At 64.4% G+C, this 11890-nt stretch carries 12 protein-coding genes; 10 read left to right on the top strand and 2 right to left on the bottom strand.

Annotation, left to right across the window (positions count from 1 at the left end; translation table 11 throughout):
* Nucleotide 1: 1 nt before the first annotated feature.
* Together ABIA42_RS07480 and ABIA42_RS07475 are read right to left on the bottom strand one after the other, a co-directional pair.
* Nucleotides 2-1285 (bottom strand): glycosyltransferase family 87 protein, encoded by a 1284-nt coding sequence (locus ABIA42_RS07480; protein ID WP_370114536.1) that lies wholly within the window; start codon nt 1283-1285, stop codon nt 2-4.
* A 220-nt stretch (nt 1286-1505) separates the two neighbouring features.
* Nucleotides 1506-3128: a helicase HerA-like domain-containing protein gene (locus ABIA42_RS07475; protein WP_271528556.1), complete on the bottom strand. Its 1623-nt coding sequence runs from the start codon at nt 3126-3128 to the stop codon at nt 1506-1508.
* A 345-nt stretch (nt 3129-3473) separates the two neighbouring features.
* Here ABIA42_RS07475 and ABIA42_RS07470 point away from each other — a divergent pair, with 345 nt between their 5' ends.
* The 10 genes from ABIA42_RS07470 to ABIA42_RS07425 all read left to right on the top strand — a co-directional run bounded on the left by ABIA42_RS07470 (nt 3474) and on the right by ABIA42_RS07425 (nt 11890).
* Nucleotides 3474-3839, top strand: a complete 366-nt coding sequence (locus ABIA42_RS07470; RefSeq protein ID WP_271528557.1) for a DUF2267 domain-containing protein — start codon at nt 3474-3476, stop codon at nt 3837-3839.
* Nucleotides 3840-3864: 25 nt separating this feature from the next.
* Nucleotides 3865-4272 (top strand): DUF4332 domain-containing protein, encoded by a 408-nt coding sequence (locus ABIA42_RS07465; protein WP_028176685.1) that lies wholly within the window; start codon nt 3865-3867, stop codon nt 4270-4272.
* A 272-nt stretch (nt 4273-4544) separates the two neighbouring features.
* Nucleotides 4545-5405: a dihydropteroate synthase gene (gene folP, locus ABIA42_RS07460; RefSeq protein WP_370114538.1), complete on the top strand. Its 861-nt coding sequence runs from the start codon at nt 4545-4547 to the stop codon at nt 5403-5405.
* Complete coding sequence (folB, locus tag ABIA42_RS07455) at nt 5402-5770, top strand: dihydroneopterin aldolase (RefSeq protein ID WP_194388473.1); 369 nt, start codon at nt 5402-5404, stop codon at nt 5768-5770. Before folP ends, folB begins: the two co-directional genes overlap by 4 nt.
* 1 nt (nt 5771) lies before the next feature.
* Complete coding sequence (gene folK / locus ABIA42_RS07450) at nt 5772-6263, top strand: 2-amino-4-hydroxy-6-hydroxymethyldihydropteridine diphosphokinase (RefSeq protein ID WP_370114540.1); 492 nt, start codon at nt 5772-5774, stop codon at nt 6261-6263.
* 81 nt (nt 6264-6344) lie between these two features.
* Nucleotides 6345-8216: a methylmalonyl-CoA mutase family protein gene (locus tag ABIA42_RS07445; RefSeq protein ID WP_370114542.1), complete on the top strand. Its 1872-nt coding sequence runs from the start codon at nt 6345-6347 to the stop codon at nt 8214-8216.
* Nucleotides 8213-8677 (top strand): GFA family protein, encoded by a 465-nt coding sequence (locus tag ABIA42_RS07440; RefSeq protein ID WP_271528561.1) that lies wholly within the window; start codon nt 8213-8215, stop codon nt 8675-8677. Before ABIA42_RS07445 ends, ABIA42_RS07440 begins: the two co-directional genes overlap by 4 nt.
* A 33-nt stretch (nt 8678-8710) precedes the next feature.
* Nucleotides 8711-8914 carry a hypothetical protein gene (locus ABIA42_RS07435; RefSeq protein WP_194388476.1) on the top strand — a complete coding sequence of 68 codons (204 nt, stop codon included), beginning with the start codon at nt 8711-8713 and terminating at the stop codon, nt 8912-8914.
* A complete protein-coding gene (gene scpA, locus ABIA42_RS07430; RefSeq protein WP_370114545.1) occupies nt 8911-11067 on the top strand; it encodes a methylmalonyl-CoA mutase in 2157 nt (718 codons plus the stop codon). The genes ABIA42_RS07435 and scpA overlap by 4 nt, the downstream gene beginning before the upstream one ends.
* Before the next feature lie 34 nt (nt 11068-11101).
* Nucleotides 11102-11890 (top strand): RsiV family protein, encoded by a 789-nt coding sequence (locus tag ABIA42_RS07425; RefSeq protein WP_370114547.1) that lies wholly within the window; start codon nt 11102-11104, stop codon nt 11888-11890.

Below are 11890 nucleotides of genomic sequence, written 5' to 3'. Positions count from 1 at the left end.
CTCAAGGTGTCTGCGCTTTTAACGCCGGAGCGGCCTTCGGGCCAGCCGCAACTGGCGGATGCCGGATGTGCCAGGCGAGGCACCCTGCGAGGACGGCCGTCGCAGCGAGGTTGTTGCCACAGGCCTGGATGACCTTGGGAAACCACGGCAGCGACAGCAGCATGAGGATGCCGGCGGCGGCCAAGGCGAGCCAGGTTCCCAGCCGCACATGCGCCCGCTCGTCGAGGGCGGCGCGATGCATCAGCACCGTCATCGGGAAGAACAGCCACATGAAGTAGTATTGCCGCGCCAGCGGCGAGGCCACCGTCATCAGGCAAAACAGGATGGCGAGCTCCTCGGCGTCCGAGCGCTCGGTCCGCTGCGCCTCCCGCGGCATGATCGCGACGAAGCCGAGCCCGAGCAGTGCCGACAGCGCCAGCACGATCCAGTTCGCCGTCCCGTAATCGACGTCGATGACGTTCATCGTCCGCGGCGGCTTGTTGCGATCGTCCTGATTGTAGTTGATCGGACGGACCAGGCGATGCGTGACGGCAATGAGGGACTGGTTGACCCACGACCAGTTCTGCTCCGCGCGCTGGCCAAAGCCCTTTTCCGAGCTCGTCCCGACCATGCCCTGATACCAGACCGAAAGCTCGGCCGCGTTGCGCTCGAAACCGCGGATCGGCGCCGGCACGACATAGAGCAGGATGCCGGTGAAGGCGATCGTGCTGACGAGGGCGGCCCACTTCCGCCGCCAGAGCAGATAGGGCAGCACAGCGATCGGAAACACCTTGATGGCGGCGGCGAGCGCGAACAAGAAGCCGGCGAGCCACGCCCGCTGATGCCGCAGACTCCAGAAGCCATAGAGCACCATCGCGAGCAGGACGAGATTCGGCTGGCCCAGATCGAACATGTCGAACACGAAGGCCACGGTGACCAGGACCGGCAGCGCTTCCAGCCAGCGGCCAGGCTTGCGGTGCGAGCCGGCCATGACGTGGGAGAGCGTCCCGGTGTACCACCACGCCAGAGCATTCAAGATCGACAGGACGACATAGAGCGGGATTTTGCCGAACCAGGTCGGGATCGCCAGCAGGATCGCGGGGAGCGGTGGATAGATGAAGTCGAAATAGTCGCGGGCCGTGGCAGGATAGAGCGGCCCATCCTGCAAGACCTGCTGTCCGGCCCAGTACCAGAGCACGTAATCCTTGGTCTTGCCGTGGCCGAAAATCTCGGGGACGAGCACGTCAGCCGTCAGGAGGACGCAGCAGAACAGAAAAAGCAGATCCAGCGGAGCACGCAGCGACAAACGTCTCGGCGCATCAGGCTTGGCTAAGGGGGCGGGCGGGGTCACGGTGCGAGGGCAGTCCGGTGCGGCGACGAAACAGGACGTAGCAGACCGGCAGAGGCTTGGAGTAGCCCCCCTCACCTGAATGTGTGCGACGTTCGGCCCCTCCCACATCAGGACCAGATCAGGGGAGAGGTCGATGAGCTCGGCGGACGAATTGCCTTCCCGTCGGGCGTTCTGCCTACCGCCGCAGCAATCCACCGAGCGCGCCGCGGACCAGCGTGCGGCCGATCGAGCCGCCGAGCTGACCGCCGACCGACTTGCCGATATTGGCGGCCATCCCACCGATCACCTGATTGGTGACCGATCGCGTCACGTCCCGCGCGATGACCTGGCCGGTCGACAGACGGCCTCGCTTGACGTTGGTGCCGAAGATGGTGCCGACGATCGAGCCGATCTGGCCCAGGATGCCGCCGCCGCTTCCGCCCGCTGGACTGTCCGCCGTGGCCGCCGTGTCGGCGATGCGCTTCTGGAGCATCTCGTAGGCGGATTCGGAATCGACGGCGGTGTCATATTTGCCCTTCACCGGGCTTGCAGCCATGATCGCCTTGCGCTCGTCCGGCGTGATCGGTCCGATGCGGGCCGACGGTGGCCGGATCATCACCCGCTCCACCATCGACGGCGTGCCGTTGCCCTCGAGGAAGGACACCAGCGCCTCGCCCTTGCCGAGCTCCGTGATCACCTTGGCAGTGTCGAGCTTCGGGTTGGGCCGAAAGGTCTGCGCCGCAGCGGCGACCGCCTTCTGGTCGCGCGGCGTGAAGGCGCGCAGCGCATGCTGCACGCGACCGCCCAACTGGGCCAACACCTTGTCTGGCACGTCGATCGGATTCTGCGTGACGAAATAGACGCCGACGCCCTTGGAACGGATCAGCCGAACCACCTGCTCGATCTTGTCCATCAGTGCCTTCGGCGCATCGTTGAACAGCAGATGCGCCTCGTCGAAAAAGAACACCAGTTTTGGCTTCGGCAGATCGCCGGCTTCAGGCAGTTCCTCAAACAACTCCGACAGCAACCACAACAGGAAGGTAGCGTAGAGCCTGGGGCTCTCCATCAGCTTGTCGGCAACCAGAATGTTGACGATGCCGCGACCGTCGCTATCGGTCTTCATGAAATCCTTCAGCTCCAGTGCCGGCTCACCGAAGAATTTCGTTCCGCCCTGGTTTTCCAGCACCAGGAGCTGGCGTTGAATGGTTCCAACCGTCGCCTTGCTGACATTGCCGAAGCTCTGCGCGGCCTTGCGGATCTCGGCAAATGGATCTTCCTCGGCATCCGCTGCCTTCTTGCCGCTGGCGGGAACGATCGCATCCAACAGCGACCGCAGATCCTTCATATCCAACAATGGCAGAAGACTCTCGTCCGCAACACGGAAGGCGACGTTGAGCACGCCTTCCTGCACGTCGTTCAGATCGAGCATGCGCGCGAGCAGGAGCGGCCCCATTTCCGTGACAGTCGCGCGCACGGGGTGGCCCTGCTCGCCGAACACATCCCAGAACACCGTCGAGAACTGATCGGGCTGGAATGTCAGCCCCATTTCGGTGGCGCGCTTGAGGATGAAGTCCTTGGCCTCTCCCAGCTCGGAGATGCCGGAGAGGTCGCCCTTGATGTCCGCCGCAAAGACCGGCACACCGGCGCGCGCAAATCCTTCCGCCATCACTTGAAGCGACACGGTCTTGCCGGTTCCGGTCGCGCCCGTGACGAGGCCGTGGCGATTGGCGAGCGCCAGCGTCAGCCATGCCTGCTCGTTTCCCTTGCCGACGAAAATCTTGTCGTCGGTATCGCCGAGCTTGCTGTCCTGTGCGGTCATTATTCTCTCTGATCTCTTTGCCGAGTTTCGCGTATTGAAACTCAAATGCACCAGTTCCGTAGTTTAACGCATGTCGCACACCGATTAAAACCGTTCAACGCGCCCCGAGCATGCGACATTGTCGGACACGAATGGGCAACATCAGCCGAAAGTAGGAACGGGGTATTCGCAGCGCGGCAATTTTTTGCCGATTCGATCTCGGCTCTTGCACGGCTGCAACACTTTTCGCGCGTTCGAGGATGAATCGCGACCGCACGTGCGTTCATCGCTTGAATTTCACATCACACCGGCTCAAGATCATTTTCGAAAGCAATACTCCGGCGTGCAAACCGGCTGAGGGGCCTTATGGACGAGCTGATCGGACGGCTGGCGGCAAGCGCCAGCATAGATGGTGCTGTCGCTGAAAAGACCGTCGGCATTATCCTGGGCTTCCTCCGCAGCGAGGGTCCTTCCGAGAGCGTGCAGGCCCTGATCGACCAGATCCCTGGAGCGGAAGCTGCGATCGAGGCGTCCAGGAGCGGCGGTGGCCTGTCGCGGCTGATGGGTGGCGGCTTGATGGCGGTCGGCACGCGCCTGATGGGCCTGGGACTTGGCATGTCCGATATACAAAAGGTCGCCCGTGAACTTTTCCGCTACGGGCGAGACAAAATCGGAGCGGATCAGATGGGCAAGATCATCGCTGGGACTCCAGGCCTCAGCCAATTCGCCTGAAGCCACGCATTTCACATCGAGTGTCATGACATATCCAATCTCCGAGATTGAGGGCCTGTCGACCTTTGCAGCCAACAAGTTGAAGGCGCAAGGAATCCGCACCACCGACGCGCTGCTCGAGGCGGCCTCGACCGTGAAGGGCCGCAAGGCGCTTTCCGCCAAGACGGGCATCAGCGAGCAGTCGCTGCTGGAATGGGCCAACGTCTCCGACTACATGCGCATTCCCGGCATGGGCAAGGCCAAGGTCGGCCTGGTCCGCGCCGCCGGCGTCACCACCGTGCGCGAGCTCGCCTATCGAAATCCGGCGAGGCTCGCCCAGAGCATGCGCGAAGCCAACGAGAAGAAGAAGCTCGTCCGCATCCTGCCTTCCGAGAAGTCGGTCGGCGACATCATCGCCAAGGCCAAGAAGCTGCCGCCGAAGATCACGTATTAGGGCGGTCCCCTCGAACGGATTCTCGCGCGGCGTTCTCGGTGTCGTCCCGGCGAACGCCGGGACCCATACCGCGGAATCTATCGATCGTAGACGGTGGAGTACCGGACTACGAGTCTTCGCCAAACTTTTCCCTGGGGCTATGGGTCCCGGCGTTCGCCGGGGCGACAACTGGGGTGATGCGCGAGAGTGCCACAATATCGACGCCGCCCGCAGACACCGACACCGCCCATCCCGTCTTGACTCCCTCTCGCCGACCGCGCAAAGCGGGCCGCATGAACGCCTCGCTCTCCCCTTCCGTCCCGCCGGCCGGCTCGGCCGGGCTTGATGCGCTGCGGACGCTGCTGAAACGGCCTCTTCCCGCGGTGATGGGCGTGCTCAACATCACCCCGGATTCCTTCTCCGATGGCGGTGAGTTCATCGCGCCCGCGCGGGCGCTGGAGCGGGCTCGGGCGATGATCGCCGATGGCGTCGACATCATCGATATCGGCGCCGAGTCCACCCGGCCCTACAAGGGCGCCCGGCCGGTCACCGCGCAAGACGAATTGGCACGACTTGAGCCGGTGCTGGCCGACGTGGTGGCGCTCGGCGTGCCCGTCTCGATCGACAGCATGAAGGCGCAGGTGGTGGCCTTCGCGCTCGACCAGGGCGCGGCGATCGCCAACGACGTCTGGGGCCTGCAACGCGATGCCGACATGGCGCCGCTGATCGCCGCAAGAGGCGTTCCCGTCGTCGTCATGCACAACCGCGACAGCGTCGATCCCGCGATCGACATCATCGCGGACATGAAAGCGTTCTTTCGGCACTCGCTCGATACCGCCGCGCAGGCGGGCATCGTGCGCGACAAGATCGTGCTCGATCCCGGCATCGGCTTCGGCAAGACGCCCGAGCAGAGCATGACCGCTCTGGCGCGGCTGCGCGAGCTGGACGTGTTCGGCCTGCCGATCCTGGTCGGCGCCTCGCGCAAGCGCTTCATCGCCTCGGTGTCGCCGTCGGAACCATCGGAGCGGCTCGCCGGCTCGATCGCGGCCCATTTGATCGCCGCGCAGCGCGGCGCGAAGATCATCCGCACCCATGATGTCGGCGAAACCCTGCAGGCCCTGCGGGTGGCGCATGCAATCGAGAGCAAGCAATGACCGATACGATCTTCGTCACCGGCCTGTCGATCCATGCCCGCCACGGCGTGATGGATCACGAAACCGAAGTCGGCCAGCGTTTCGTCATCGATCTCGAACTCTATACCGACCTGTCCGAACCGTCGCGCAGCGACCGGCTCGCAGACACGGTGTCCTACGCCGATGTCGTGGCGACGACGACGGCGGCGTTCAAGAACACCAATTACAAGCTGCTGGAGCGCGCGGCCGGCGCGGTGGCCGACGCCATCCTGTCGAACTTCCCGCGCGTCCGCGCCGTGAAGATCACGGTGCACAAGCCGCATGCGCCGATCGCCGCAATCTTCGACGATGTCGGCATCGTGCTGACACGCTCGCGGCATCCCTGAGATGGCGAGCGTGCTGATCGCACTCGGCGGCAATGTCGGCGATGTCCGCGCGACGTTCCGCAAGGCGATCGCCCATATCTGCGGCATGGCGCAAGGCACGCTGATCGCACGCTCCTCGGACTATGCCACCCCACCCTGGGGCGACGAGGACCAGGATCCCTTCATCAACGCCTGCATCGAGATCGAGACCGGTCTCGATCCGCACGCGCTATTGTTCGTGCTGCAGAAAGTCGAGCAGAAATTCGGCCGCGTGCGAACCAAGGTGCGACGCTGGGGCCCGCGCACGCTCGATCTCGACATGATCGCCTATGATGACGTCAGCTTGCAGAAGCCCGACCTGACGCTGCCGCATCCCCGCCTGTTCGAGCGCGCCTTCGTGCTGGTGCCGCTGGCCGAAATTGCGCCCGACCGCGTGATCTCAGGCATTCGTGTGCGTGACGGCCTCGCCAGCGTCTCCACGCAAGGCATTGAGCGGCTTCCGGATACCGGTTAACCAAAAACAACCGTTTGCAGGGACGGTCTGCCGTGGCAATTTCGCCTGCGAATAACGAGACGTTTGGGAGCCCCTCGCCGCATGACCTCCGTGACTGACGACCTGCCGCTGGCGGCGGATTTTCCCAAGGCGACCGTCGAGGACTGGCGCAAGCTGGTCGACGGCGTGCTCAAGGGCGCGCCGTTCGAGAAGCTGGTCGGCAAGACCTATGACGGCATCAGGATCGATCCGCTCTATCCGCGCGCCAAGGGCGTTGCGGCCGTGGTGGGACGCCCGCCGGCTGCGCCGTGGCAGATCGTGCAGCGGATCGACCATCCCGACGCGGCGCTCGCGAATGCCCAGGCCCTCACCGACCTCGAGAACGGCGCGACAGGGCTCGCGCTGGTGTTCGCCGGCGGCAGCGGCGCCCATGGTTTCGGCCTGGAACCTTCGGCGGATGCTGTCGCAAAGGTTTTGAAAGATATTCATCTCGACGCCGGCATCGGCCTCGAGCTTCAGATCGGCCCGCAATCGCGGATGGCCGCGGTCCATGTCGCGGAATATGTCAAGAGCAAGGGGCTCGATCCCGCAGCCTGCAACATCCGCTTCGGCCTCGATCCGCTCGCGGCCGCCGCAGTGTGGGGCCACAGCCCCTATACCTGGGACGAGATCGTTCCTGCCGTCGCCGGCGCCATCAAGGGCCTTGCCGCGCTCGGCTTCAAGGGACCGTTTGCCTCCGCCGACGGGCGCGTGATCCATGATGCCGGTGGCTCGGAGGTGCAGGAGCTTGCCTTCGTGCTTGCCTGCGGCGTCGCTTATCTGCGCGCGATCGAAGGCGCCGGCATTCCCCTCGAGCAGGCGCAGGGCATGGTCTATGCGCGGCTTGCCGCAGATGCCGACCAATTCCTGACCATGGCCAAATTCCGCGCGCTGCGGCTGCTGTGGGCACGCATCGAGCAGGCCTGCGGGCTGACGCCGAAACCGCTGTACATCGCTGCCGATACAGCCTGGCGCATGCTGACGCAGCGTGACCCTTACGTGAACATGCTGCGCGCGACCATGGCGACGTTCGCCGCCGGGCTCGCTGGCGCGAATGCGATCACAGTGCTGCCGCATACGCTGGCGCTCGGCCTGCCCGATCCGTTCGCGCGGCGCGTAGCGCGCAACACGCAGCTTCTCTTGCTGGAAGAAAGCAACCTCGCCAGGGTCAGCGATCCCGCGGCAGGCGCAGGCGGCATCGAGACGCTGACCGCGCAGCTTTGCGACGCCGCATGGGCGCTGTTCCAGGAAAGCGAGACAGCCGGTGGTGCCTTCGCGGCGCTTCAGCAGGGCGTGTTCCAGAGCAAGGTGGCGGCCGCGCGAAAGGCGCGTGAGGCTAACATCGCAAAGCGCCGCGACGTGCTGACCGGCGCCAGCGAGTTTCCGAACCTGCATGAGCGCGAAGCGACCGTGCTGACGACAACGCCGATCGCGCTTCCGCCTTACGGGGAACAGAAATACAAGTTCGATGCGCTGCCGCCGATCCGGCTGGCGGAACCGTTCGAGGCGCTGCGCGACAAATCCGACGCGGCGTTGAAGGCACGTGGCGCGCGGCCAAAGGTGTTCCTGGCCAATCTCGGCACGCCCGCCGACTTCACGGCGCGCGCCACTTTCGCGAAGAGCTTCTTCGAAGCCGGCGGCATCGAGGCCCTGGACAGCGAGGGCTTTGCCGATCCGGCCAAATTGGCAGCCGCGTTCAAGGCCTCAGGCGCCGAGCTTGCGTGCCTCTGCTCCAGCGACAAGGTCTATGCCGGTCAGGCGGAACCCGCTGCCCGGGCCCTGCAAACGGCAGGCAGCAGACTTATCTATCTGGCGGGCCGCCCGACTGATGCCGAGGCGGCGCTGCGGGCCGCCGGCGTCACGGGTTTTGTCTTCGCCGGAGGCGATGCGCTTGCGACACTGCAAGACGCCTATCGACGGATGGAGCAGCCATGACCGACACCAGCAAACCCGTTCTCACCGGCGGCTGCCAATGCGGCGCGGTGCGCTTTGCCGTCATGACGGCGCCGACCAGGATCTCGATCTGTCACTGCCGTATGTGCCAGAAGGCAGCCGGTGCGCCATTCGCCTCCTTTGCCGACATCAACAAGACGGACTTCGCCTGGACCAAGGGACAGCCCTCGTTCTTCCGTTCCTCCACCATCGCCGAGCGCGGCTTTTGCGCCGCCTGCGGCACGCCGCTGAGCTTCGGCCGCATCGACGGCGACCGCATCGAGATCATGACCGGCACCTTCGACCGCCCCGACCGGGTGATCCCGACGCGGCAGTTCGGCACTGAATCCCGCCTCGGCTGGGTGGTCGGCATCGCCAACCTGCCGAGCCAGACAACGCAGCAGAATTACGGACCGGAGAAGATGGCGACCATCGTCAGCCATCAGCATCCGGATCATGATTGACCGTCTTCAATCACAACCATGCTAAGGTGACCCGTGCTTCGGTTCCTGGTCGAAATTCTGTTCTGGTCGCTGCCGGATATAATCGCATGGCGTTTGGCGCGCGCACTTGACGGGGCGCAGAGCGCGGAACACACGTTCAATGCGCCACGGAAAACGGGTTTCAATGATCCCGTCTACAAGAAGAATCTGCAGCGATTAATCGAACGAAATCGCCAGTTTGAGGAAACAAAGGAATGACGCGCATTCCCAATTTCGCCGATGTTGCCTTCGAGCGCGCCGCCGCCGCAGCGCCAGTCGGCAGCGCCGAACCGTGGCTGACACCCGAGGGCATTCTGGTGAAGCCCGCCTATGGCGAGGCTGATCTTACCGGGCTCGATTTCCTCGAGACCTATCCGGGCATCGCGCCGTTCCTGCGCGGCCCCTACCCGACCATGTATGTCAACCAGCCCTGGACCGTCAGGCAATATGCCGGCTTCTCCACGGCGGAGGATTCCAACGCGTTCTATCGGCGTAACCTCGCGGCGGGACAGAAGGGCCTCTCGGTCGCCTTCGATCTTGCCACCCATCGCGGTTACGATTCTGATCATCCGCGCGTCGGCGGCGACGTCGGCATGGCCGGTGTGGCCATCGACTCCATCTACGACATGCGCACGCTGTTCGCAGGGATTCCGCTCGACCAGATGAGCGTGTCCATGACCATGAACGGCGCGGTGCTGCCGATCCTCGCGCTCTACGTCGCGGCCGCCGAGGAACAGGGCGTGCCCCCGGAGAAGCTGTCGGGCACCATTCAGAACGACATTCTGAAAGAGTTCATGGTGCGCAACACCTATATCTATCCGCCTGCCCCTTCGATGCGGATCATCTCGGACATCTTCGCCTACACCTCGCAAAAGATGCCGAAATACAATTCGATCTCGATCTCCGGCTATCATATGCAGGAGGCCGGTGCGACGCAGGACCTCGAGCTCGCCTACACGCTCGCCGACGGCGTCGAATATCTGCGCGCCGGCCTTGCCGCAGGGCTCGACGTCGATCGTTTCGCTCCGCGCCTGTCGTTCTTCTGGGCGATCGGCATGAACTTCTTCATGGAAGTCGCCAAGATGCGCGCCGCGCGCCTGCTCTGGGCGAAGCTGCTGAAACCGTTCAACCCGAAGGACCCGCGCTCGCTGTCGCTGCGCACGCACAGCCAGACCTCGGGCTGGTCGCTGACCGCGCAGGACGTCTTCAACAACGTGATGCGCACCACGGTCGAGGCAATGGCCGCGACGCAGGGCCACACCCAGTCGCTGCACACCAACGCGCTCGACGAGGCGCTCGCCTTGCCGACGGATTTCTCGGCGCGGATCGCCCGCAACACCCAGCTCTTCCTGCAGCAGGAGAGCGGCACCACCCGCATCATCGATCCCTGGGGCGGCTCGTACTACGTCGAGCGGCTCACGCGCGACCTCGCGGCGAAGGCGTGGAGCCACATTCAGGAGGTCGAGGAACTCGGCGGCATGGCGAAGGCGATCGAGGCCGGCTTGCCGAAGCTGCGCATCGAGGAAGCTTCGGCCAAGACCCAGGCGCGGATCGATGCCGGCAAGCAGGCGGTGATCGGCGTCAACAAGTACAAGCCGACCGACGAGGACAGAATCGAGATCCTGAAGGTCGACAACACCAATGTCCGCCGGCTTCAGATCGACAAGCTCAAGCGGCTGAAAGCCGAGCGCAACCAGAAGGACGTCGATGCCGCGCTTGCCGCGCTGACGCGCTCGGCTGGCGAAGGCAACGGCAATCTGCTCGCGCTCGCCATCGACGCGGCACGGGCGAAGGCGACCGTCGGCGAGATTTCGGACGCGATGGAGAAGGTGTTCGGCCGGCACCGCGCCGAGATCAAGTCCATTACCGGCGTCTACAAGCGGGAGGCGTCCAGCATGGGTAACCAGGTCGAGAAGGTTCAGGCGCTGATCGACGCGTTCGAGGAGGCGGAAGGCCGTCGCCCGCGCATCCTGGTCGCCAAGATCGGCCAGGACGGCCACGATCGCGGCCAGAAGGTGATTGCGTCTGCCTTTGCCGATATCGGCTTCGACGTCGACATCGGGCCGCTGTTTGCCACCGCCGACGAAGCTGCGCGGCAGGCGGTCGAGAACGACGTCCACATTCTCGGCGTCTCCTCGCTCGCCGCCGCCCACCTCACCGCCGTGCCGGAATTGAAGGCCGCGCTGAAGAAGCAGGGCCGCGACGACATCATGATCATCGTCGGCGGCGTGGTGCCGCCGCAGGACTACGACGCGCTCTATGCCGCCGGTGCGGAGGCGATCTTTCCGCCGGGCACGGTCATCGCGGACGCTGCTGAAGAGTTGATCCGCAAGCTGAATGCCCGGCTCGGCCATAGCGAGGCGGCGGAGTAGCCGTCGATCTTCCGGCAAGAAGGATCTTTGCGCAATGCTTCTCGTGCCAACGTTCATGCGCGCGCTGGCTGTGGCCGCAGTTTGCAGCGCGCTGTTCGGCATCGCCCACGCCGCCGACCCCAAGCCCGATGCCGTCGTCAAGACCAAGAGCATCGAAGCGCGTGTTTTCCTCGACGACGGGATCAAGGCGGACGCGGCGCTGGCAGCGGATTGCCTGACCGAGGGCAAAAAATGGCTCGACAAGAATGCGGCCGAGGCCGCGGCCTCACGCAAGCAGGATCCGCAATTCTTCAAGGACGGTGGCTGGGACTTCGAGCGCAAATATGAGATACGCTCCGTGGTCGCCGACCGCTACGTCAGCATCCTCCGCAACGACTACATGAACACCCGCGGCGCCCATCCCAATTCGGACGTGAACACGATCCTGTGGGACAAGACCGACAACAAGCGCATCTCGATCCGCCCGTTCTTCACCGAGACCGCCGACAACGGGGCGACCATGAAGGCGATGGTGAAGGCCGTGATCGCCTCACTCAAGGCCGAGAAGACAAAGCGTGGCACCAGCGAGACCGCGACTGACGAGTGGTTCAAGGAGTTGAAGCCGAGCCTGCTCAGGATCGGCGCGGTGACGCTCGCGCCCTCGACCGAAGCTGGCAAAAGCTCCGGCCTGACTTTCCACTACCCGCCCTATGCTGTCGGCCCCTACGCCGAAGGCGAATATGTTGCTTTCGTGCCCTGGGAAACGCTGAAACCCTACCTGACCGCGGAAGGCACCCGCATCTTCGGCGGCGCGCGGCCGAAGGGCGACGCGGACGGGCCGTGA

The sequence above is a fragment of the Bradyrhizobium sp. USDA 327 genome (assembly GCF_041262065.1).
Lineage (GTDB): Bacteria > Pseudomonadota > Alphaproteobacteria > Rhizobiales > Xanthobacteraceae > Bradyrhizobium > Bradyrhizobium liaoningense.
The sequence above is the reverse complement of the archived record's forward strand: the minus strand, read 5'-3'. Positions and strand labels throughout refer to the sequence as shown.